This window comes from Salmonella sp. SJTUF14076 (genome assembly GCF_015534835.1).
GTDB classification, from domain to species: Bacteria; Pseudomonadota; Gammaproteobacteria; order Enterobacterales; family Enterobacteriaceae; genus Salmonella; species Salmonella enterica.
On the sequence record NZ_CP064674.1, the window covers coordinates 2,702,734 to 2,723,532 of the forward strand.

The window sequence follows — 20,799 nt, forward strand, 5'->3', positions numbered from 1 at the left end:
TCTTGTCACTGACGAACGTCATCTGCAATCATGTCGACGATGCGGGTAATATGCGCGGCGGGTCGCTGATTCAGTAATAATTGACGCATCACATTCATATAGGGCGTCACATGTTGAAAGAACTCCAGATATCCTTTACAGAGATAATTTTGCCGTTCGCCGCCGTCCATACAAATTCGATGTTTCGGACAACCGCCGTGACAGGCAAAGCGCCACGTACAGTTCTGGCAGCGTGAGGAAAGGTTTGCTTTAGCCGCGCCAAACTGCTGCTGAAAAGGAGAGGCCGCCATTTCTTCTAAAGAGTGTTGCTGCAGATTGCCCAGTTTATAGGCGGGAAAAACAAAATGGTCACAGCTAAACACGTCGCCATTCTGCTCCACCAGCAAACTTTGCCCGCAGGTCGACTGCATCGTACAAAGCGTGGCGGGCTCCCCCATCCAGACGCCAAGTAAGTTATCAAAAAGCTGTACGAATATGCGTCCGACATCGTGACGTATCCATTGATCAAAAACATCGCACATAAAGGCGCCCCACCCTTCAGGCGTGACGGAAAAGGGCATCAGCGAAGGCGAATCCTCATTGTCAGATAACGTCAAAGAACGCTGCGCTTTTTGCGCGAGCGGCTCAACAATGGGAATAAATTGCAGGTGTTTACTTTCCAGTTCCTGCGTCAAAAAATGATAAATAGCGTTGCCATGACGGCATGATGCATCATTCACGACAGTGAGCGTGTTGAACTCGACATCATTTGCCTGCAGAAGGCGGATAGCATTAACGACCCGGGAAAAAGACGCCCGCCCTGACGGTGTTTTCCGGTAATTATCATGAACGACTTGCGGCCCATCAATCGATATACCAATCAGGAACTGATGCTGCGCAAAGAATGCCGCCCACTCTTCATTGATTAATACGCCATTGGTTTGCAGACTGTTGTAGATAGTTTTGCCGTTGGCATAGCGTTGCTGCAAGCGCACCACTTTTTGGTAAAAAGAAAGACCGCATAGCGTCGGCTCTCCTCCCTGCCAACAAAACGAGACCTCTGAGGATGGCGTATCATCAATTACCCGGCGGATATACGTCTCCAGCACATCGTCAGACATGACGCGCTGTCCCCGGGGTTTATCAAGATAGAAACAGTACTTGCAGGATAAGTTACACAGACTGCCGCTGGGCTTGGCTACGGTATTGAATACTATGCTCATTCGTCTTACTCGCTGTGAAGAATGGGTATAGCATAAGCGGGACGTGACAGGGCGATATCAGCCAGCATTGCAACAATTATTACGCTAATTGTTAGCGCAATTGTAATCACCTGGATTTTTCATATAAAAGGCTAGTTTTTTAAATTGATGTAACAAAGTATAAATCACGTACGGCTGCGCCATCCCCGGTCAACAGCGCATTTATGCAAGCCGCCATGTTCGCGTTTCAGTTAGCACAAAGCCTGCATAACGCAGGCTTTGTCATGGTTTTTCCGGCAAATTCAATCAATCAGAATCTATAGGTCACGCCAGTAGAAAGGATACCGGTCCAGGATTTATCCACCATCGGGCTGTCGGTAATTTCATCCGACAGGCGGGTGTAGCGCGCAGTACCATATACGCTCCAGTTACCGGCGAAATTATAGTTAGCGCTAAGTTCAAGATACGGGTTCCAGCTATCGTTCGGGTTATAGCCGCGCAGGCCGCTACGCGAAGATTCTTTACGTGATACGCCGTAATAGTAATCGTTCTGGTTCTCGCTATTCCATTCAACCCCGATACCTGGCGTTAAGGTCAGCCCGCCATTGGTATACCGATACAGCCAGGCCAGATCCCAGACAATACCGTTACTGTTATCCAACGTATCCCCTGCCAGTGAGGTACGCAGGAATCCATACTGGGTGTGATGCGCGTAAGAAACGCCCGCCATCATAGTACTTTTACGCCTGTCCAGACGACGCAACTGATGGTCATCGCTGTCGCCCGGTTTGAAGTACATCGGGGACCAGTATGCCATGATTGACAACTTATCGGCATTGTCATTCCACAAGTAGTACCCGCCGCCCAGACCACGGAACCAGAAGTTTTCGCTTTCATAAGCGATGACCGGTATCGGATAAACATCGCTATCGTAATCTTTATAAGGGTGTTCAACCACACCAACGCCTGCGCCCAACGTCAGGTTGCTTTCAGCGTGCGCGACGCTGGCGGATGTTGCAATAAACACGCCAAGAGCCAGAAGTTTAAGTTTGGTCACAATCCATAATTCCTTATTCAAATGTTCTGCGGCAAAAGTGTAACCGCCAATACCTGTAAGCCCAACTATTTTACACAATGTAACCGTTTAATATCACCACCACCGATTATTTTCAGATGATCGGCTGATGATCGTTATGTGACCGGGAACGCTTTTTCTGATATCCACCAGCCTTTTCTACCTGATGAGTTATTGATATGTCATCGAAATCCACTGACGCGTACAGGCAAGTTTTGCAAATGCCATCTACGCTTAATGTTAAGAAGGTGTATCACCGGACACGTTGATCTTCTGACCAATAAAATGGCATGAGAGTTGCTTTTTTTTCCTTAGCAGAGACGGCGTTCAGTCTACCTCTTCCGGGAGCCTCTACTATTCATATGAACGGCTCTTAACATGTGCGAAAAAACGAAAGGATGGCATATCATGAATATATTCGATCACTATCGCCAGCGTTACGAAGCTGCCAAGGACGAAGAGTTCACACTGCAGGATTTTCTTACCATTTGTCGGCAAGATCGCAGTGCTTATGCCAACGCGGCAGAGCGGCTATTAATGGCTATCGGCGAGCCTAATATGGTCGACACTGCCCAGGAACCCCGACTTTCCCGACTCTTCTCCAACCGGGTTATTGCTCGCTATCCTGCGTTTGAAGAGTTTTACGGCATGGAAGACGCGATTGAACAGATTGTCTCTTATCTGAAACATGCGGCGCAAGGGCTGGAAGAGAAGAAGCAAATTCTCTATTTGCTGGGACCTGTGGGGGGTGGCAAATCATCGCTCGCTGAACGGCTGAAATCGCTAATGCAGCGCGTGCCAATTTATGTTTTAAGCGCCAACGGCGAGCGTAGTCCGGTCAACGATCATCCATTATGCCTGTTTAATCCGCAGGAAGACGCGCAGATTCTGGAAAAAGAGTACGGTATTCCGCGCCGCTATCTAGGTACGATTATGTCCCCGTGGGCGGCCAAACGCCTGCATGAGTTTGGCGGCGATATTACTAAATTCCGCGTGGTGAAAGTCTGGCCCTCCATTCTGGAGCAGATTGCCATCGCCAAAACGGAACCCGGCGATGAAAACAACCAGGATATTTCGGCGCTGGTCGGCAAGGTGGATATTCGTAAACTCGAACATCACGCCCAGAACGATCCGGATGCGTATGGTTACTCTGGCGCGCTGTGCCGCGCTAACCAGGGGATCATGGAGTTCGTCGAGATGTTTAAAGCGCCTATTAAGGTGCTGCACCCCTTGCTGACCGCAACTCAGGAAGGTAACTACAATGGTACGGAAGGTATTTCCGCCCTGCCCTTTAATGGCATCATACTTGCCCACTCAAACGAATCTGAATGGGTGACTTTCCGTAACAATAAAAATAACGAAGCGTTCCTCGACCGTGTCTATATTGTGAAGGTGCCTTATTGCCTGCGAATCTCCGAAGAGATCAAAATCTACGAGAAACTACTTAATCATAGCGAGCTGGCTCATGCGCCCTGCGCGCCGGGCACGTTGGAAACGCTTTCGCGCTTCTCGATTCTTTCCCGCCTGAAAGAGCCGGAAAATTCCAGTATTTACTCGAAAATGCGCGTTTATGACGGCGAAAGCCTGAAAGATACCGACCCTAAAGCCAAATCGTACCAGGAGTATCGCGACTATGCGGGCGTGGACGAAGGGATGAACGGTCTCTCCACCCGATTCGCCTTTAAGATCCTCTCCCGCGTATTCAACTTCGACCATGCGGAAGTGGCGGCAAACCCGGTACATCTGTTCTACGTTCTGGAACAACAAATCGAGCGTGAACAGTTCCCGCAGGAGCAAGCTGAGCGTTATCTGGAGTTCCTGAAAGGCTACCTGATCCCGAAATACGCCGAATTTATCGGCAAGGAGATCCAGACGGCCTATCTCGAATCTTATTCTGAGTACGGGCAGAACATTTTTGATCGTTACGTGACTTATGCGGATTTCTGGATTCAGGATCAGGAGTATCGCGACCCGGATACCGGTCAACTGTTCGATCGCGAGTCGCTGAACGCCGAACTGGAAAAAATTGAAAAACCAGCGGGTATCAGTAACCCGAAAGATTTCCGTAATGAGATAGTAAACTTTGTCCTGCGCGCCAGAGCCAACAATAGCGGCCGTAATCCAAACTGGACCAGTTACGAGAAGCTGCGCACGGTGATTGAGAAAAAAATGTTCTCTAATACTGAAGAGCTGTTGCCGGTCATTTCTTTTAACGCCAAAACGTCGACTGACGAGCAGAAAAAGCATGACGACTTTGTCGATCGGATGATGGAGAAAGGGTATACCCGTAAGCAGGTTCGTTTGCTGTGCGAGTGGTACCTGCGCGTGCGTAAATCGTCGTGATGTTAATGCCCGGTGGCGCTTGCGCTTACCGGGCCTACAAAGTAATGTTCTGTAGACTGGCTAAGCGTTAGCGCTATCCGGCACTGACAGAACAGGCGCTCAGTTGGCAGTACGGGGGGCATATGACCTGGTTCATAGACCGACGTCTTAACGGCAAAAATAAAAGCACGGTGAATCGCCAGCGCTTTTTGCGCCGTTATAAAGCACAAATTAAGCAGTCAATTTCCGAAGCGATTAATAAACGCTCTGTGACCGATGTCGACAGCGGAGAGTCCGTCTCTATTCCAACCGATGATATTAGCGAACCGATGTTTCATCAGGGGCGCGGCGGTCTGCGCCATCGCGTCCATCCGGGTAACGATCACTTTATCCAGAATGATCGCATTGAGCGTCCGCAAGGCGGTGGCGGCGGCGGTTCCGGCAGCGGTCAAGGTCAGGCCAGCCAGGACGGCGAAGGCCAGGATGAGTTTGTTTTTCAGATTTCAAAAGATGAGTATCTGGATCTGCTCTTTGAAGATTTAGCGCTGCCTAATCTGAAGAAAAACCAGCATCGCCAGCTTAACGAGTATAAAACTCACCGCGCCGGTTTCACCTCAAACGGCGTACCGGCCAATATCAGCGTGGTACGTTCGCTACAAAACTCTCTGGCGCGCCGTACAGCAATGACGGCAGGAAAACGCCGCGAACTGCACGCGCTGGAAACGGAACTGGAGACCATCAGCCACAGCGAGCCAGCTCAACTGCTTGAAGAGGAGCGGTTACGTCGGGAGATTGCCGAACTACGGGCTAAAATCGAGCGAGTGCCGTTTATCGACACCTTTGATTTACGCTATAAAAATTATGAAAAACGGCCTGAGCCCTCCAGCCAGGCGGTGATGTTCTGTCTGATGGACGTCTCGGGTTCGATGGACCAGGCAACCAAAGATATGGCCAAGCGTTTTTACATTCTGCTCTATCTGTTTTTGAGCCGAACATATAAGAACGTAGAAGTGGTTTATATCCGCCACCATACCCAGGCGAAGGAAGTGGACGAACATGAGTTCTTTTATTCGCAAGAGACCGGGGGGACGATTGTCTCCAGCGCGCTTAAACTCATGGATGAAGTAGTTAAAGAGCGCTACGACCCCGGTCAGTGGAACATCTATGCGGCGCAAGCGTCAGACGGTGATAACTGGGCCGACGATTCACCGCTGTGTCATGAGATTCTGGCGAAAAAGCTGCTGCCGGTAGTGCGCTATTACAGCTATATTGAGATTACCCGCCGCGCCCACCAGACCTTATGGCGCGAGTATGAACATCTGCAGGCGACGTTCGATAACTTCGCCATGCAGCATATTCGCGATCAGGAGGATATTTATCCGGTATTCCGCGAATTGTTTCAGAAACAGAGCGCCAATCAAAGTGCATAACCCTAAACCTGCCCGTTGTTATTACGGGCAGGTTTATTAGCAACTTAACGTTCACCCTTCGCGGCTGACGTCATTATCCGCGTATAGCGTGAATGAAGCTGTTCTGGCCTATGTTACAAATTGATTCGTTAGCGCTATGCCTTTGCGTTAATATTAAGAACACCACGGCCATCCCCTGTCTGGCAACGGCGGCAACTCCATATCACCTGGATCAAAGAGAGTACACCAGTGTACATAGTGACCAACTTCAGCTGCTGGAACTCTTTCAGGCGCCTGGTCGTCTGCCATAACCGATGCGGAAAAACCCGCCGCCAATAATGTAAAAAGCGAGATAGCAGCCATTTCTTTCAACTTTTTCATCATTCCCCCTACAGGAATAAGAGAATAAATAGATTATCCTTACCGCTCGACGCTCCTTTCACTGTAATAATAATGGTTTTCCTATTTTTAAAAGAAATAACGTAACATCGTTACCTGAAAATTTACTTTCGCTACCATTAATAACCATTGAAAATATCAACACATCGAATTATTGCCGTAATTAAACCGAGAATGATTTTTATTCCATAACATCAACACGTTTTATTTTTAAACAGTCTATTAGAGGAATTCTCATCGCTATGGTAAACTAACGCATCCGACTTTCAGGGCTGTAGTTCATCATGAATTTGCATCATAAAGCGCTCAGGCACTTTATCTCGGCAAGCGTCATCGTTTTGACATCGTCCTTCCTGATTTACGAACTTATTGCCAGCGACAGGGCAATGAATGCCTATATGCGTTATATCATGGAGAGAGCCGATTCGTCGTTTTTGTACGATAAGTACCAGAATCAGAGCATCGCCGCACATTTGATGCGAACTTTTGAAGCGCCGGGAGACCCCGTCACCGCAGAAAAACGCCGCGCGTTTTGCGACGCCTTTGAGGCTATTAACGGTACGCACGGCGTCAACCTGACCCGGCATAATTATCCGGCGCTACATGGTACCCTGCAAACCGCCGCTACACAGTGTACCGATAATCTTGATGACGCCCTTTTACTGCCTGCATTTGATCAGGCGGTAAGCATCAACCGTTCGCAGGACGACCACAGTCACGGGCTGGGCACACTGGAGCTTAAATTCCGTTATTACGTTGATTTAAATAAACATTATGTCTATTTCTATGATTTAATCAACTCACGGCGCTTCGCCATGCATCGTTGGACTTTTTTACAAAAAGGCACAATGGGTATTAACAGAAAAGATATAGATAAACTTTTTACCGGCCGTACGGTTATTTCAAGTATTTACATGGATGATATTACCCAGGAAAACGTCATGAGCTTTTTAACGCCAGTCTATCTGGCGGGAGCGTTAAAAGGTATCGTGATGGTGGATGTTAACCAGGATAATTTAAAAAATATTTTTTATACCCAGGACCGTCCGCTGGTTTGGCGTTATCTTAACGTAACACTAAAGGATCTGGACTCCGGAAAAGAAATTATTATTAATCAAAGCAAAAATAATCTGTTTCAATATGTGAATTATAGCCATGATATCCCTGGTGGACTGCGCGTTTCGTTGTCCCTTGATTTAACCTATTTCCTTGTCTCGTCCTGGAAAGCGCTGGCCTTTTACTTACTGGCAACGGCGCTCCTGCTTAATATGGTACGGATGCACTTTCGGCTTTATCGCAACGTCACACGCGAAAATATTAGCGATGCCATGACCGGGCTTTACAACCGTAAAATATTAACACCGGTGCTGGAACAGCGACTGCAACGCCTGGTCAATACCGGGACGCCGGTGACATTTGTCGCTATTGATTGCGATAGGTTAAAACTGATCAACGATACCCAGGGGCACCAGGAAGGCGACCGAATTATAACCCTGTTGGCGAAAGCGATTAAAACATCGATTCGTAAAAGCGATTACGCCATTCGCCTCGGCGGCGATGAGTTCTGTATTATTCTTGTTGATTACGCGGCGGATTTGGCTATCCATCTGCCGGAGCGTATTATTCGTAACCTGCAAATTATCGCACCGGATAAGACAGTCCATTTTTCTGCCGGGATTTATAATATGCAGCCCAATGATACGATTAATGATGCCTACCAGGCTTCCGATGCGCAGCTCTATCTGAACAAACAACAAAAACAACATCGTTCATCATAGTGCTTCGCAGTAAATGTTCATATTGCACCAGGAGTGAGAAATGGCCGAAATGACTGAAGTCGCGAAGGGTATCGCTACACACCAACGTTTAGTGGCTTTATTAACCCAGGAGAAAGCGCGCTATCGTGTGGTGAGCCATGAAGCGGTAGGAAAATGCGAAGCGGTATCTGAAATACGCGGTACTGCGCTGGGCCAGGGCGCAAAAGCGCTGGTCTGTAAAGTCAAAGGCAACGGCGTCAACCAGCACGTTCTTGCTATTCTGGCGGCCGATCAGCAAGCCGACCTCTCTCAGCTTGCTTCACATCTGGGCGGCTTACGCGCTTCCCTTGCCAGCCCGGCGGAAGTCGATATGCTGACCGGCTGCGTTTTTGGCGCGATCCCGCCTTTCAGTTTTCACCCCGATCTGAAACTGGTCGCCGATCCGCTCCTGTTTGAGCGTTTCGATGAAATTGCCTTTAATGCCGGTCTGCTGGAAAAGTCAGTCATTATGAATACACAGGACTATCTGCGCATCGCCCGACCAGAACTGGCAGTCTTCCGCCGCTTTCAGTCATCGCCAACGGCTTAGTCCTCTTCAAGGAGCAATACAGACACAACAATAATGATAAAAATGGCGAAAAACGACGCCGTAATCATCAGCGCTTCAAGAAACGGTGGATCGTACATAATTGTATCCTCAGGAAGACAACAATGACGGTTCACCGGTTAGCAATACGCGGCGTTGATGGCAATTTAATGATAACGCCGTTTTTCACGTAGAGATTGTCTTTCAGGCAGTTGCCTGAAATCCGCATCAATCGTTAAAAAGGCCTGTGCGCTTTGCCGTTTGGGCGTAAAGTAGTCAGGCTTACTTTTTGGCAAGGAAACCATAATGTTTGATGTCACTCTGCTGATCCTGCTCGGACTGGCAGCTCTGGGATTTATCAGCCACAACACCACTGTCGCCGTCTCAATTCTGGTGCTGATTATTGTCCGCGTAACCCCGTTGAATACCTTTTTTCCCTGGATTGAAAAACAGGGGCTCACCGTCGGGATTATCATTCTGACCATCGGCGTAATGGCCCCCATCGCCAGCGGAACCCTACCGCCCTCCACATTGATCCACTCTTTTGTGAACTGGAAATCGCTGGTCGCGATTGCCGTTGGCGTTTTCGTCTCCTGGCTGGGCGGTCGCGGCATTACGCTGATGGGAAACCAACCGCAGCTCGTCGCCGGGCTGCTGGTCGGTACGGTACTTGGCGTCGCGCTGTTTCGCGGCGTGCCGGTCGGCCCACTGATTGCGGCGGGGCTGGTCTCTTTAATTGTGGGGAAGCAGTAACTCGCCCGTCAGATACTGGCCTGGGGTCTGCCCCAGGCCTTTTTTAAACATCGTAATGAATGCCGTGGTGGAATCATAACCCAGCATTTGCGCCGTCTGTTGTACATTACGTCCCGCGATCAGCGCCTGTAGCGCCAGAATTAATTGTAATTGATGACGCCAGCGACGAAAGCTTAGTCCCGTCTCTTTGACGACCAGCCGGGCAAGGTTACGCTCGCTCATCGCGAATACGCTGGCCCACTGCCCTAACGTATTCCATCGCGCGGGCTCCTGCGCCATTGTCTCAACCATTTGGCGAATTTTAGGATGCCCCGATACCGGTAATTGCAATTGTTCCTGCGGCTGCTGCGGCAGTTCATCAAACAACACCTGAATAAGGCGCTGCGTTGGCATTTGCGCTCTTTCGGGATCGGTTCTGCGCGCCAGCGACAAAATCAACTCCCGGCATAACGGCGAAATTTTCAGCGTGCAGCAACGCTCCGGCATGACGACCGCTGCAGGTTCAATAAATAAAAAGCACAGCTCCGCCCCTGCGGTCACATGATTACTGTGCGGCAGCGAGCCAGGGAGCCAGACGGCATACTGGGGCGGAACCATCCACATCGCATTTTCCACCTCACAGGTGATCGCGCCGTGCAGAGCGAGGATCAACTGTCCCTTGCGATGCTGATGGCGAGGGCTAAACAGTTCATCATCCCTGGCGCGAATACAAAAGGCCACAGCGGCATCGTGGTGAAGGTCGGGATCGTAACCGTCCAGTCTCAGGCCAATCATTATATTGTCCGATTTTAGCGATAAATTGTCATTTTAGCTTGATTCATCCAAACAGTAAAAACTGTTAAGGTATCGCCTCGCCTGACGAGATGAGAAAACGATGACGACAGCCCTTTCACCACGCGGCAAACAGGGCGCTTTACTGATTGCCGGTATTTTGATGATAGCCACTACGCTGCGCGTAACATTTACCGGCGCTGCGCCGTTGCTGGAGACAATCCGTTCGGATTACGGTCTTTCCACCGCCCAGACGGGCCTGCTAACAACCTTGCCGCTTCTGGCGTTTGCACTGGTTTCGCCGCTGGCGGCCGGTATTGCCCGCCGGTTTGGGATGGAACGCAGTCTGTTTGCCGCAATGCTGCTGATTTGCGCGGGTATTGCTCTCCGCTCCCTGCCCTCCGCTGCATTGTTGTTTGCCGGAACTGCCATTATTGGGTGCGGGATAGCGCTGGGTAATGTGCTGCTACCAGGATTGATTAAGCGCGATTTTTCACAACATGTCGCCAGGCTGACGGGCGCGTATTCATTGACGATGGGCGCCGCCGCCGCGTTGGGGTCCGCGCTGGTGGTTCCGCTGGCGTTGCACGGTTTTGGCTGGCGCGGCGCGCTGTTAATGCTAATGCTGTTTCCGCTGTTGGCGTTTCTTATCTGGTTGCCGCAGTGGCGCACTACCCGCTCAGCTAACCTGAGTAGCTCCCGGGCATTACATGAACGCGGTATCTGGCGTTCGCCTTTAGCCTGGCAAGTTACGTTGTTTCTGGGACTTAACTCACTGATTTATTATGTGATTATCGGCTGGTTACCAACAATACTCATCAGCCACGGTTACAGCGAAGCACAGGCAGGATCGCTACATGGCCTGCTGCAACTGGCGACCGCGGCGCCTGGGTTAGCTATTCCGCTTATTTTGCATCGCTTTAACGATCAACGCTGGATTGCCGCGCTGGTCTCACTATTGTGCGCAGTGGGCGCGGCGGGGCTTTGGTTTGTGCCGGGCCAGGCGATCATCTGGACGCTACTGTTCGGCTTCGGTTCAGGCGCGACGATGATCCTCGGCCTGACGTTTATCGGCCTGCGCGCCAGTTCGGCGCATCAGGCGGCGGCGCTTTCCGGCATGGCGCAGTCGGTCGGGTATTTACTGGCGGCATGTGGGCCGCCCGTCATGGGAAAACTTCATGATGCCAGCGGTAGCTGGTATCTACCGCTATCAGGCGTGACGGTTCTGGCTATCATCATGGCGATTTTCGGCCTCTACGCCGGACGCGATCGAGAGATAGCGTCATAAATAAACCGAATACCCACATCTGAATGCCTGATGACGCTTCGTTTATCAGGCCTGATCCATTAAAATCATTACCGCTATCCGACAAAAGTACCGTAAGCGACACCATCACAGGAGGGAAAAATGCGAATCCAGTGTAAGCGCGTCTATTTCCCGGCGGAAAAAGACGATGGTTATCGGGTATTGGTTGACAGGCTATGGCCGCGAGGCATTAAAAAAGCAGCGCTGGTCTATGATGAATGGAATAAGGCCATTACGCCCTCCACCGAATTGCGCAAAGCCTTTCATAGCGAACTGATTGATTTTAACCACTTCGCGCAGCAATACCGGGCAGAACTTGCGCAACAGCATCAAGAAGGCAAACGTCTGGCGGATATTGCCCGACACCAGCCGCTAACGTTGCTATACGCCGCTAAAGATACTCGCCAGAACCATGCCATTGTGCTGGCAGAGTGGCTACGAGAGCTGTGATTGTCGTGCCGCCGCCTGGCCTGGTTGTCTGTCCGGGGACAACGGCATCAAATGTTCTGCCCGCACCCAGGCAAAACCGTGCTGGCCATCGGCGGAGGCTACATCGCCCGTGACCAGCCACAGCGCCCGAGGCGCTTCTTTCGGCAGTAAGGTGACGTGTCCATTTACCGGGTTAATGAATTCATCTCCGGGTTGACACAGGCAAAATAGCTCAACCGATTTACCAATATTCTGCCGTCCGGCGGGTGTTTTAGCGCCAATAACTATTGCCAACGCGCCCGGCTTTAACTGAAACATATTTTCTTGCGCCGCATGAAACTCATTATCAGATTGTTCTTAATCATATCCCGCCGGACCGCAGGTTGTCACTTTTTCGTATCAGGGTGCTCTCTGCGCCATAATGTCCACTCATCAATGATTTTGCCATTGGGCAATTTGCAATCGGAACGCACGCCTTGTGGGGTCTGCACCGGCATCAGCGTACCGCCCTGTTGCTCACAGTAGACGGCTGCCGGATTAGGCATCCCAATACGCGGCGGCCTGGGGGCGTTGGGTTGCGACGATGAACAAGCGCTCAGCAGCAATACGCCTGGCAACGCAATCCACGTAAATTTCATAACGACTCCTTAAAGCGATATTTTGTCCAGGATAACCTGGCGGGTACGCTATTTCCATACTTTCTGTCAGCGCTTTAGTGGGTGTTTATCCCGGGTTAAGTCAGTAATAACCACGCCCTGTCACAAAGCAACCGACCTTTTGTCGCTGAGAAAACCCTGCTATTCTGGCGCCCCCTGAACAGTGAAGGTAATAGCATGAGAGTGGGTATCCTCTTCCCTGTCGTCATTTTCATTACGGCAATATTATTTTTGGCATGGTTTTTTATTGGCGGTTACGCCGCGCCGGGAGCATAGCCATGAGGAAAACAACGATGGTGTTGATGGGCATCGCGCTAATTGCGGCGGCGGGTACCGAACTGGGCTGGTGGTAAATTCATTTTGAATAATAAAGGCTACCTGTCGTAGCCTTTATTATCTCTGAAAGTTCTGCGTTTAGCTTTTGATTTTTCTGTAGATTAACAGCACGACAATCGCGCCGATCACCGCGACTGCAAAGCTGCCGAAGTTGAAACCATCCACTTTGCCAAAGCCAAAGAACGTACTGATCCATCCTCCGACTACCGCACCAACGATCCCCAGAATGATCGTCATAAAGAATCCGCCGCCATCTTTACCTGGCATGATCCACTTAGCCAAAATACCCGCAATAAGTCCAAAAATAATCCATGAAAGAATGCCCATTTTTTCCTCACTTATGTCTTAACGTTAGCGGTTTATTTGCCGTTAAAAAGAATAGCACATCGTCAGGAAAGTGAAGTTTGTGATATCCATCACCTTTTAGCGCCGTGGATAAAAGCGCATAAATATCAGGGTTGCAATCATTAATGATAACGATTATCTTTATCAACACCGAGTAGTTGAGTTTATAACCCACCTGTTCGGTACGACATTGCTCACATTGCTTCCAGTATTATTTGCCCGCCTCACCGAGTGCGGGCTTTTTTTGCTAACCGCTATCTATCCCATGTCGAATTCATGGTCTTTTTCAGCCGCGCTATTTTGCGTGATACGGGGTCATCTCCAGCGCAGTACATTCATCCTGCTTGTCCTGCTGCATAAACACCACGGTCACCATAAACAAACCGATCATAAATGGCACTTCATAAAGCTCTTCAATCAAATCTGTGTAACGAGCGTTATGCAGGAATATCGGCGACAACCACCGATGATGCTCGACAGTGTCGGAAATCAGATATGAACATGCCGTCACGGTAAACAGCCACAATGGCAGAGGAACGTCCCGCAGACGACGAACAATCTCCTTACGTAGCCCGGCAGAAAACAGGACTGGCAAGACTAACGCAGCAATTAATAGCACTGAAATCGTTCTAAACAGCATACGCGGCTCGTCAGGGAAATAGTCACGCCCCCAACTGGTGCTTCTACCCAATAGCACCACCCACCAGACAACAGCCCATAGCCAAAACTGCTTTGCCCCTTCGGGACGGGAAAGTGGCCGTATATACCAGGCGGTAAATAGCGCCCCAAACAGTAACCATAACGCTTGTCCGTTTTCAATCCATCGGACCACCACGCCGTTAAGCAAAGGCAATTGCCAGTCCGCCGTAAACGGGATGACCACAGCGGCAAGCGCAAGAGTAAGTGCTGACGAAGTTAATCGGGTATCGAGTTTCATGATTATAAGACTCTTCTGGTTTTTAATACCCAATCATAAGTTTTATGAATACGCTCTCATTAGCAAACAATGCGATATTCTTAATGTTTTCTTAATGTTTCTTTTCAACCCATGTCTGATGTAAATAAACAGCGCTTTTCAATACGCAAAAGCCGCATCACGCTGGCGACGCGCGATGCGGCTTTTCATTTAAAGAATCATTTTATATCAAATAGATACTACAACATCTTTACCAACCGCAAACGTCGTGTTCGTTTTCGGTATCGTAGGAACGCACGGTATTGACCAAATCCTTCACAACTTCTGCTGCAACTTCAGGTACCAGCAACGTCATCGGTGCTTCCGTTTCATAGTCCACAGAGACGCCGTTGCTATTATTCGTGACCGTGACGGTATAAGTAGCTTTTCCCATTATTATTCTCTCCCGGCATGAATGACTTTTCGTGAGGTCGCCCCTTCCATCAGTACTTCCGGCGCGACAAAAAAGTCGATGTTAAAATAGGTATCATCCGTCATGACCTCAATATTGTGCCACTTTTCCGGAGGAAACACGCCAAACTCGCCGGCATTGATCACCATGATCTTTTCCGGCTCAGAGCAATGTTCATCAGCGTATCCGAGATATTTGACCGCCCCCTGCATCACCGAGAGGCGAGGATAAACGCCGGGTCGCGTTCCCTTATCAAGGTGGCGTTCGAAAATTCCGGCAGGCGCCGTCTCTTTGTTCCAGAAGGGCGTGGAACGTGTATGGATATGATTTTGTGGAATTTGCCGCATTTGCTTCCCTCTTCCCGCAGGTTACTCAGCGATAATCTCATCGCTGTCGTAAAAAGGTTACGCTCCAAAAACAGCATTTTAAATACCATTTATTGGTTACTATTTTGCTGTTTTCCACGCAATAAAACCGAAAGGAGAGCAATGACCCGCCGTTGACGACGGGTCCAGGGGGTTAAGACTGGAGCGTTGCCAGCCGGGCGGCAAATCCGACGAAAAGAAGGCCAATCAAAGAATTGCCCACTTTTGCCAGTTTCTTTTTGGTGCCAATATAGTGGGTTACAAAAGCGCCAGAAAGAATTAAAAAGCTCAGATAGCAAAAACTGACGATTTCAAGGGTGGTGGCCAAAATAAAAAATGACACCCCAGTATGCGGCGCAGTAACGTCAATAAATTGCACAAAAAAGGAAACATAAAAAAGTATGGCTTTAGGATTCGTCAGGCTAAGAATTAAAGCACGCTTAAAAATAGCGCCAAAAGGAACTACCGTTTCCGTCGCCGCACGCCCTTTTGAGGTCAGAGTGGCGTAAAGGATTTTTGCGCCAAGGTAGAGCAGATAAAACGCGCCGAGATAGCGAACAATGTTAAACAGAACCGGCGTTGTTTTGATCAGCGTCGCCACGCCCGCATACGCCAGAAACATTAATATCGCATCGCCGATAAACACGCCGCATGCGGCAAGATATCCTCCTTTAACCCCGCGTCCCACGCTGTTTTTAAGCACAAAAAGCGTATTCGGCCCCGGTACCAGAACGATAAAAATCGCCCCAACCAGGTACGTCCAATAATTCAGAACACCATACTCCGCGAACACATTAACCTCTTCCTGAAAACATTTACGCTTAGCTGCGAAACAGTATGCTAACGAATGCACCGGAAGATGGGAAGCGAAACCACGTCTCTCCAGGCCGCTATTCCGCCACGCTTATATCCAAATCACCTAAAAGCGTTCTTTTATCGCTACCTCCGCAGGCAATCACCAGGTATTGGCCCACCTCTCCTCATGTGGAGTTAACGCGCGCGTCGCACCAAAGATAAGGCTGCCAACACATTACTGATATCGCTCTCATTCAGATTCGGCGCATTAAACTGCGCTCTCAGCCACACCATATCGTCGTGGCTGAAAGCGCCGACCATCAAGCGCTGGCTGATAATGATCAACATTTGATTATCAAGTTGTCGAATACGTTGCCGGGTGACCGACAAGGTTTGTATCGGAAAGGAGGGTTCTGAGCCGGTTCGCCACTGCGCTAAATAGCGGTACTGTATCGCTTTACTGGCATCCATTAGCGAACGAATAAAAGGGGTTATCGAATGCGGGTCCAGACCGTTATTTTTCGCTTCTTCTTCAGCCTCGGCAAAAACATTTTGTTCACGCGTGAAATCCTCTATCGGCAGATGGTGCTTCATTTTATAAGCAGCCACATCTTTCATTAATAACATGCGTTCATTGAGCGCGGTTAAGAGCGCGCCAAGCGATACCGACGTTACCGAATCGGCAAAAGTGGTGCTGCACATCAATAAAGAACAAAGAAAAATGGCGATATGACGAATCATTAATCAACCTCCTTTTACGGAGGCCTGACAGTAATTTACCTTTATTAAGATAACATTAAGTAATTATTACAGATGGGTATTAATGCTTATTCGTTGAAACTGGAGTGATAAAAAGAACAGGCCGTTGATTCTACGGAATCTTCCCTTCACTTAAAGTGTATAAAATATACAACAAATCACACAAATGTGATGCATATCACGTTTTTATGATTTTTTATTACAGTTTTATGATATAGGTCTAACTTTAATAGGTCACTAATTTCTCTCCCCCGCTCAGGGAGATCGGCTTCAATTTACATCGAATATGGTGAAATATGACTACCATTACACTAGTCAACGAACAAAATAGTACTGGCAATCCTTTTTCTGCACATATGTTATGTGAACAGCGAGCTATTCAGGAAATTACTTACGAACTATTGCAATCGCAGCAGCATGTCTCAAATAAGGATATCATCGCCAAACTTATTGAAAAACTGGAAACAGAAAAAGACGTAGTGCAGCTTGATATTTACCGTAATGCCTTAGAAGCCGTTTTGTTTCAGACACCTGACGACATCTAATATATACCCAAAATAATTCGAGTTGCTTAAAGGCGGCAAGGGAGTGAGTCCCCAGGAGCATAGATAACTATGTGACTGGGGTGAACGACAAATCTGCCGGGAGCAGATTTGAACGTCGCTTGCGACGGCCCGTCAGGGCGAGGCCTATGGATGGGCCGAGTAATCCGTAGCCAACACATAAGCAACTTGAAGTATGAAGGGTATAAACAAGGGAGGGGTTACTCCTCCCCTGTTCGTTAATAATGCAGATGCCTCAACGTGCGGTGCCTGATTTTTCGTAGCCGTTTGCATGGATTTGCGGTGCAACATGCTGCATGCTTTCGGGCATCTCATGCTGCCGGTATACGGCTGGCAGTAATGTTAAGCCTGAGCCATTTTTCACATGAAGACTAAATTTACCCGATTCTTTTAAAGCCTGAATAAGATTTTCCTGCGCGGGAGTTAATGTCTCATCATGCCACAAAACAATATGCTCGAAAGACGTTGATAAAAGATCGGGCATCGGCGCCTGCCAGGGGATGACTTCAACTCGCATACCTTCACTACAATATTTAATCGTTTCCAGCCATAGCTCAATGGGGTCGTTCAGCGAAAACGCAGCAATAAGCATTGTGCCTGCTGGCGCCTTTCGTACGCTACTTAGCTGGAACGTGGCGTATTCAATAATCGCAGTATCCAGTAATGCCTTTTCAAATCGGCGTGCATCATCATCGCCTGCGGACAACCACAGCCGTAAAGGACGCAGTATTGACTCAATGACGATACACGGCGGAATTTCCCGACCATAACGCCAGAGTAATTTTCGCAATTTGGCGGGTTCGAATTTTCTACACTGCGCTAAAATCTCTTCCTGGTAGAATAACCATCCCGAGCGGCAATGCGTTTCTTCACCATAGAGGGCAGGTTTAATCTCTTTTAATGAAAAGCCTTTGCTTAACGCGTCGATAATATGCTGTATTCTGATAGCATCTTCTATGCAATAAAAGCGATTGCCAGCTTCATCTTTGGTAGGTTGAAGCAGGCCATAGCGTTCCCAGGACCTGATATTTGCTGTTGTGACACCACACTGCGCCGCCATTGCGCTAATACTAAAAGTAGCCATGCCTGTCTGGCCTCATGATGATGTAAGAAAGCATAGTGAACCTAAACGCCATCAGAAGCAAATTATTATTAAGCAATGACCTTACTATTTACACGGGAAATTACATTATCAACATTATTTATTGTAAGCCAGTGCGTAAAGGCTTTAGAAACGGACAGTATTTGATAGTCCAGAACTGTTCTACAACCTAATTTAGTCAGAACATGGTAGCGTACTGAGTAAATAGTTTTTAAATGTACATTCAGCTCACAGCTTATTTGTCGGATATCCATTCCTTTAACAAGCATCGCCAAAACATTTCTTTCATTCGCCGTTAATCTGACTTTCTCTGACCTGGGAAAAAATTGACCAGCAGCGGCCAAAATCAGTAATTCGCGCCACTCAGCAATAGAGGCATCGACCTTTATTCGATATATAGCATGATGTTCATCAATAAAGTTATATTCATTATGGGTAACAATCCCAATGAGTACCGTTTTAAATGCGGAAGTAATATACTGCTGTACGGTGTAGTAATCGTCGATATCAAAAATAATATAATTTACGTTGCCAGCTATTATTGCGACGTCCTTAAATAAGGACTCCAGACCATAATTAAGAAACAGGTTTTCGCTCAATAGTCTTGTATCTGTCTTTAAAACAGATGATGCGGAACCAGTCATATCCACCTCAACAAAACGAGAGCCATGTGGGAATATCCATTCGATGGCCCGCATAAGATCATCTGCTTACTTCAGCGATGAGAACCTATTAAGTAGTAGTTGAGGAACGCCGTTTGCGCAACCTGACAGACGTCCTGGGGCATCTTATGTGAACTGCGTGGGGATGTGCGTTTTCGCAAAATCCACAAAGCGTACGACCGCAGGCAGCAAAATATGCCAGTCCTGTTGCTCCAGACCTAAATATTCACGCTGCGCCGCACGCAACGTAGCAGCATACTCTTCCGGCAACTGAGGTAACAGCCAGTCAGCCGCCGCATCCTTAGAGGTAAATTTCCCGGTAGAAAGGGTGTACCAAATACGCGCCAGGGTTAAAACGATATGATACTCATCTCCCTGCACATCTGCCGTGGATTGCCAAAGGTCAAGGGGATAACGCAAGGCCTTCAGCAACTGCGCCGCAGGGGCTGGCGTGAACAGCCGTTCCGCGCGTTCTCCCTTTAGCGGTATACTGGTTTCCAGAATTTGGGTTATCAGTAACACCATGTCCCAGTCCTGCTGCGCTGGTTCATAAATCCCCTGACAAATGTCCTCTCTTAGCCACTCACCAAATTGCATTTCCCGGGCAGGTGGAAAACACCAGGGAACCAGCTGCGAATAAAGCACGACAGTGACCTCCAGAGCGCGTTTTTCTGCCGACGCCCCCGGCGGCGATGAAAGCGCCAGCAATTCCTGCATCAGCGTTGCGCGTTGGGTCTCCGTCAGCGGCTGGCATATTGTCACCAGCAGATCAATGTCGCTGTTTGGCTTCAGACCGCCTGCGACAGCGGAACCATATAAATGAATAGCACGCAACGTACCGCCTGTGACACGAGTAATCAGGCGACACGCCGCTTCCGTTTGGCATTGAATCGAGGGCGGTATGGACAGCGTCATCGTTGCTCCGGGGGCGCAGGTATTTTTTATATTGATTGCCAGAAATATGGCATAACGGCAGAAAAAAAGCTCGCTATTCATAGCGAGCTTTTAACATTGCAATCAGACTTAATGATGTAGCATTTCGTCAACGACCTCATTCGCCTTTAACTGATAAGGATAATAGGTAGGCCAGTTTTCCATCTCTTGCAACAATGCCTGCTGCGAGATATTTCCCATAAAGATATGGAAGTGCGCCGATTTGCGCGGGGCAATGATATGATCGCTAAACTGAACATATTTAGGCGCTTTGCTATTCGCATCTTTACATTCGAACAGATAGCGCACCCCTTTTTTACCCGATGCGTAAGTCAGAATTTTATAGCCGGCATAATTGTATTTACAGGATGCAACGTTATTGTCGCGATGGAATTCTATAACGCCATTTTCAATGCCGATCGTCTCAACATTCGTCGCGTATCCTTTGCGATAATACGCTTTAATATCCTCAAACGTTTTCTCCGGGTCTTTCTTCGCCTTTTGTCTGAAGACAGGGTCCAGCTCGCCGCTGACCAGATAAGGATAGACGGATTGCCACATACCATCCCAGTCGGTGAGCGCGCGATCGCGTACATTAGCGTCATCAAACACGCCCGCTGCCGCTTTTTGCTCAACCTCCGTCATCGGCGCGCCATGAGCATGATGACCATGCGCGAAGGCAGGACTATTGACCAACAGCATTCCCAGAAGCATTGTCAGTTTTTTTAAATGAATCACCAAAACGTTCCCCTCATCTTTCTTAGAAAGATGATTGTTATATTATAACATTGCATTTATTTCAACAGAAACTCAGCGGCCACCGCGCAGGTGGCCTTTTTTGATATCAACTGGTCCGCCATCGAGGAATTGAACCCCGAACCTTAGAGGTAGAAGCTCTATGCTCTATCCGGTTGAGCTAATGGCGGAA

The 20,799-nt window shown here is 48.6% G+C and carries 26 protein-coding genes, 1 tRNA gene and 1 pseudogene; 10 read left to right on the forward strand and 18 right to left on the reverse strand.

Going from position 1 to position 20,799, the window contains the following annotated elements; genetic code table 11:
• Positions 1-5 precede the first annotated feature (5 nt).
• Together HU143_RS13195 and HU143_RS13200 are read right to left on the reverse strand one after the other, a co-directional pair.
• Positions 6-1,202, reverse strand: coding sequence for an anaerobic sulfatase maturase (locus tag HU143_RS13195; RefSeq protein ID WP_000029247.1), 1,197 nt, complete (start codon positions 1,200-1,202; stop codon positions 6-8).
• 289 nt (positions 1,203-1,491) lie between these two features.
• The gene (locus HU143_RS13200; protein ID WP_000163762.1) at positions 1,492-2,238 is read right to left on the reverse strand and encodes a MipA/OmpV family protein; all 747 of its coding nucleotides are present in this window, start codon (positions 2,236-2,238) and stop codon (positions 1,492-1,494) included.
• Positions 2,239-2,664: 426 nt separating this feature from the next.
• On the opposite strand from HU143_RS13200, the gene yeaG reads away from it, so the two are divergent.
• Together yeaG and HU143_RS13210 are read left to right on the forward strand one after the other, a co-directional pair.
• Entirely contained in the window at positions 2,665-4,599 is a 1,935-nt protein-coding gene (yeaG, locus tag HU143_RS13205; RefSeq protein WP_001518010.1) for a protein kinase YeaG, read from the forward strand.
• 122 nt (positions 4,600-4,721) lie between these two features.
• On the forward strand, positions 4,722-6,008 hold the full coding sequence (locus HU143_RS13210; protein ID WP_000219714.1) for a YeaH/YhbH family protein: 1,287 nt from the start codon (positions 4,722-4,724) through the stop codon (positions 6,006-6,008).
• A 153-nt stretch (positions 6,009-6,161) separates the two neighbouring features.
• On the opposite strand, the gene HU143_RS13215 is transcribed toward HU143_RS13210, so the two are convergent.
• The gene (locus HU143_RS13215; RefSeq protein ID WP_024148168.1) at positions 6,162-6,371 is read right to left on the reverse strand and encodes a hypothetical protein; all 210 of its coding nucleotides are present in this window, start codon (positions 6,369-6,371) and stop codon (positions 6,162-6,164) included.
• 299 nt (positions 6,372-6,670) lie between these two features.
• Between HU143_RS13215 and dgcJ the strand changes: the two genes are divergently transcribed.
• Positions 6,671-8,164 (forward strand): diguanylate cyclase DgcJ, encoded by a 1,494-nt coding sequence (gene dgcJ / locus HU143_RS13220; protein WP_023226921.1) that lies wholly within the window; start codon positions 6,671-6,673, stop codon positions 8,162-8,164.
• 49 nt (positions 8,165-8,213) lie between these two features.
• The gene (locus HU143_RS13225; protein ID WP_165488522.1) at positions 8,214-8,732 is read left to right on the forward strand and encodes a YbaK/prolyl-tRNA synthetase associated domain-containing protein; all 519 of its coding nucleotides are present in this window, start codon (positions 8,214-8,216) and stop codon (positions 8,730-8,732) included.
• Here the strand turns inward: HU143_RS13225 and yoaI are convergent.
• Positions 8,729-8,830, reverse strand: coding sequence for a small membrane protein YoaI (gene yoaI, locus HU143_RS13230; protein WP_023226919.1), 102 nt, complete (start codon positions 8,828-8,830; stop codon positions 8,729-8,731). The two genes, HU143_RS13225 and yoaI, sit on opposite strands and share 4 nt — an antisense overlap.
• A 205-nt stretch (positions 8,831-9,035) precedes the next feature.
• On the opposite strand from yoaI, the gene HU143_RS13235 reads away from it, so the two are divergent.
• Positions 9,036-9,482, forward strand: a complete 447-nt coding sequence (locus HU143_RS13235; RefSeq protein WP_000460698.1) for a DUF441 domain-containing protein — start codon at positions 9,036-9,038, stop codon at positions 9,480-9,482.
• On the opposite strand, the gene HU143_RS13240 is transcribed toward HU143_RS13235, so the two are convergent.
• Positions 9,462-10,256 carry an AraC family transcriptional regulator gene (locus HU143_RS13240; protein ID WP_000579793.1) on the reverse strand — a complete coding sequence of 265 codons (795 nt, stop codon included), beginning with the start codon at positions 10,254-10,256 and terminating at the stop codon, positions 9,462-9,464. The genes HU143_RS13235 and HU143_RS13240 overlap by 21 nt on opposite strands.
• A 100-nt stretch (positions 10,257-10,356) precedes the next feature.
• Between HU143_RS13240 and HU143_RS13245 the strand changes: the two genes are divergently transcribed.
• Complete coding sequence (locus HU143_RS13245; RefSeq protein WP_000205341.1) at positions 10,357-11,541, forward strand: CynX/NimT family MFS transporter; 1,185 nt, start codon at positions 10,357-10,359, stop codon at positions 11,539-11,541.
• 120 nt (positions 11,542-11,661) lie between these two features.
• Positions 11,662-12,009 (forward strand): DUF488 domain-containing protein, encoded by a 348-nt coding sequence (locus tag HU143_RS13250; RefSeq protein WP_001222527.1) that lies wholly within the window; start codon positions 11,662-11,664, stop codon positions 12,007-12,009.
• Here HU143_RS13250 and HU143_RS13255 read toward each other — a convergent pair.
• Positions 11,995-12,306 carry a hypothetical protein gene (locus tag HU143_RS13255; RefSeq protein ID WP_000487126.1) on the reverse strand — a complete coding sequence of 104 codons (312 nt, stop codon included), beginning with the start codon at positions 12,304-12,306 and terminating at the stop codon, positions 11,995-11,997. The genes HU143_RS13250 and HU143_RS13255 overlap by 15 nt on opposite strands.
• A 68-nt stretch (positions 12,307-12,374) precedes the next feature.
• Complete coding sequence (locus HU143_RS13260; protein ID WP_023226918.1) at positions 12,375-12,626, reverse strand: DUF333 domain-containing protein; 252 nt, start codon at positions 12,624-12,626, stop codon at positions 12,375-12,377.
• A gap of 195 nt (positions 12,627-12,821) precedes the next feature.
• On the opposite strand from HU143_RS13260, the gene HU143_RS13265 reads away from it, so the two are divergent.
• On the forward strand, positions 12,822-12,920 hold the full coding sequence (locus HU143_RS13265) for a YoaK family small membrane protein (RefSeq protein ID WP_001589065.1): 99 nt from the start codon (positions 12,822-12,824) through the stop codon (positions 12,918-12,920).
• A gap of 138 nt (positions 12,921-13,058) precedes the next feature.
• Here HU143_RS13265 and HU143_RS13270 read toward each other — a convergent pair whose 3' ends face one another.
• The 6 genes from HU143_RS13270 to HU143_RS13295 all read right to left on the reverse strand — a co-directional run bounded on the left by HU143_RS13270 (position 13,059) and on the right by HU143_RS13295 (position 16,593).
• Entirely contained in the window at positions 13,059-13,307 is a 249-nt protein-coding gene (locus HU143_RS13270) for a GlsB/YeaQ/YmgE family stress response membrane protein (RefSeq protein ID WP_000512149.1), read from the reverse strand.
• 313 nt (positions 13,308-13,620) lie between these two features.
• Positions 13,621-14,262 (reverse strand): hypothetical protein, encoded by a 642-nt coding sequence (locus HU143_RS13275; protein ID WP_001669273.1) that lies wholly within the window; start codon positions 14,260-14,262, stop codon positions 13,621-13,623.
• A 229-nt stretch (positions 14,263-14,491) separates the two neighbouring features.
• Positions 14,492-14,674, reverse strand: a complete 183-nt coding sequence (locus HU143_RS13280; RefSeq protein ID WP_000513733.1) for a DUF1869 domain-containing protein — start codon at positions 14,672-14,674, stop codon at positions 14,492-14,494.
• A 2-nt stretch (positions 14,675-14,676) separates the two neighbouring features.
• A complete protein-coding gene (gene yeaR / locus HU143_RS13285; RefSeq protein ID WP_023226917.1) occupies positions 14,677-15,039 on the reverse strand; it encodes a DUF1971 domain-containing protein YeaR in 363 nt (120 codons plus the stop codon).
• A gap of 172 nt (positions 15,040-15,211) precedes the next feature.
• Positions 15,212-15,850: a leucine efflux protein LeuE gene (gene leuE, locus HU143_RS13290; RefSeq protein ID WP_000457190.1), complete on the reverse strand. Its 639-nt coding sequence runs from the start codon at positions 15,848-15,850 to the stop codon at positions 15,212-15,214.
• A 197-nt stretch (positions 15,851-16,047) separates the two neighbouring features.
• A complete protein-coding gene (locus HU143_RS13295; RefSeq protein ID WP_000617985.1) occupies positions 16,048-16,593 on the reverse strand; it encodes a chorismate mutase in 546 nt (181 codons plus the stop codon).
• A gap of 111 nt (positions 16,594-16,704) precedes the next feature.
• On the opposite strand from HU143_RS13295, the pseudogene HU143_RS13300 reads away from it, so the two are divergent.
• Positions 16,705-16,829 (forward strand): annotated as a pseudogene (locus HU143_RS13300) (hypothetical protein); the annotation flags it as partial.
• A gap of 78 nt (positions 16,830-16,907) precedes the next feature.
• A complete protein-coding gene (locus HU143_RS13305) occupies positions 16,908-17,156 on the forward strand; it encodes a biofilm/acid-resistance regulator YmgB/AriR (RefSeq protein ID WP_000208086.1) in 249 nt (82 codons plus the stop codon).
• Between the two features lie 253 nt (positions 17,157-17,409).
• Here the strand turns inward: HU143_RS13305 and HU143_RS13310 are convergent, their stop codons facing one another.
• The 5 genes from HU143_RS13310 to HU143_RS13330 all read right to left on the reverse strand — a co-directional run bounded on the left by HU143_RS13310 (position 17,410) and on the right by HU143_RS13330 (position 20,797).
• Positions 17,410-18,258, reverse strand: coding sequence for a MerR family transcriptional regulator (locus HU143_RS13310; RefSeq protein WP_000190263.1), 849 nt, complete (start codon positions 18,256-18,258; stop codon positions 17,410-17,412).
• A gap of 68 nt (positions 18,259-18,326) precedes the next feature.
• The gene (locus tag HU143_RS13315; RefSeq protein WP_001682351.1) at positions 18,327-18,920 is read right to left on the reverse strand and encodes a helix-turn-helix domain-containing protein; all 594 of its coding nucleotides are present in this window, start codon (positions 18,918-18,920) and stop codon (positions 18,327-18,329) included.
• A 144-nt stretch (positions 18,921-19,064) separates the two neighbouring features.
• Positions 19,065-19,853, reverse strand: a complete 789-nt coding sequence (aadA, locus tag HU143_RS13320) for a cryptic aminoglycoside nucleotidyltransferase ANT(3'')/ANT(9) (protein ID WP_023226916.1) — start codon at positions 19,851-19,853, stop codon at positions 19,065-19,067.
• Between the two features lie 108 nt (positions 19,854-19,961).
• Positions 19,962-20,609, reverse strand: a complete 648-nt coding sequence (gene zinT, locus HU143_RS13325; protein ID WP_162493628.1) for a metal-binding protein ZinT — start codon at positions 20,607-20,609, stop codon at positions 19,962-19,964.
• A gap of 111 nt (positions 20,610-20,720) precedes the next feature.
• Positions 20,721-20,797 (reverse strand) — tRNA-Arg (locus HU143_RS13330).
• Positions 20,798-20,799 lie beyond the last annotated feature (2 nt).

Coding starts and splice junctions, on each gene's coding strand:
- HU143_RS13195 (WP_000029247.1), bottom strand. CDS start 1,202: ATGAGCATAGTATTCAATACCGTAGCCAAGCCCAGCGGCAGTCTGTGT.
- yeaG (WP_001518010.1), top strand. CDS start 2,665: ATGAATATATTCGATCACTATCGCCAGCGTTACGAAGCTGCCAAGGAC.
- HU143_RS13210 (WP_000219714.1), top strand. CDS start 4,722: ATGACCTGGTTCATAGACCGACGTCTTAACGGCAAAAATAAAAGCACG.
- HU143_RS13215 (WP_024148168.1), bottom strand. CDS start 6,371: ATGATGAAAAAGTTGAAAGAAATGGCTGCTATCTCGCTTTTTACATTA.
- dgcJ (WP_023226921.1), top strand. CDS start 6,671: ATGAATTTGCATCATAAAGCGCTCAGGCACTTTATCTCGGCAAGCGTC.
- HU143_RS13225 (WP_165488522.1), top strand. CDS start 8,214: ATGACTGAAGTCGCGAAGGGTATCGCTACACACCAACGTTTAGTGGCT.
- yoaI (WP_023226919.1), bottom strand. CDS start 8,830: ATGTACGATCCACCGTTTCTTGAAGCGCTGATGATTACGGCGTCGTTT.
- HU143_RS13235 (WP_000460698.1), top strand. CDS start 9,036: ATGTTTGATGTCACTCTGCTGATCCTGCTCGGACTGGCAGCTCTGGGA.
- HU143_RS13240 (WP_000579793.1), bottom strand. CDS start 10,256: ATGATTGGCCTGAGACTGGACGGTTACGATCCCGACCTTCACCACGAT.
- HU143_RS13245 (WP_000205341.1), top strand. CDS start 10,357: ATGACGACAGCCCTTTCACCACGCGGCAAACAGGGCGCTTTACTGATT.
- HU143_RS13250 (WP_001222527.1), top strand. CDS start 11,662: ATGCGAATCCAGTGTAAGCGCGTCTATTTCCCGGCGGAAAAAGACGAT.
- HU143_RS13255 (WP_000487126.1), bottom strand. CDS start 12,306: ATGTTTCAGTTAAAGCCGGGCGCGTTGGCAATAGTTATTGGCGCTAAA.
- HU143_RS13260 (WP_023226918.1), bottom strand. CDS start 12,626: ATGAAATTTACGTGGATTGCGTTGCCAGGCGTATTGCTGCTGAGCGCT.
- HU143_RS13265 (WP_001589065.1), top strand. CDS start 12,822: ATGAGAGTGGGTATCCTCTTCCCTGTCGTCATTTTCATTACGGCAATA.
- HU143_RS13270 (WP_000512149.1), bottom strand. CDS start 13,307: ATGGGCATTCTTTCATGGATTATTTTTGGACTTATTGCGGGTATTTTG.
- HU143_RS13275 (WP_001669273.1), bottom strand. CDS start 14,262: ATGAAACTCGATACCCGATTAACTTCGTCAGCACTTACTCTTGCGCTT.
- HU143_RS13280 (WP_000513733.1), bottom strand. CDS start 14,674: ATGGGAAAAGCTACTTATACCGTCACGGTCACGAATAATAGCAACGGC.
- yeaR (WP_023226917.1), bottom strand. CDS start 15,039: ATGCGGCAAATTCCACAAAATCATATCCATACACGTTCCACGCCCTTC.
- HU143_RS13295 (WP_000617985.1), bottom strand. CDS start 16,593: ATGATTCGTCATATCGCCATTTTTCTTTGTTCTTTATTGATGTGCAGC.
- HU143_RS13305 (WP_000208086.1), top strand. CDS start 16,908: ATGACTACCATTACACTAGTCAACGAACAAAATAGTACTGGCAATCCT.
- HU143_RS13310 (WP_000190263.1), bottom strand. CDS start 18,258: ATGGCTACTTTTAGTATTAGCGCAATGGCGGCGCAGTGTGGTGTCACA.
- HU143_RS13315 (WP_001682351.1), bottom strand. CDS start 18,920: ATGACTGGTTCCGCATCATCTGTTTTAAAGACAGATACAAGACTATTG.
- aadA (WP_023226916.1), bottom strand. CDS start 19,853: ATGACGCTGTCCATACCGCCCTCGATTCAATGCCAAACGGAAGCGGCG.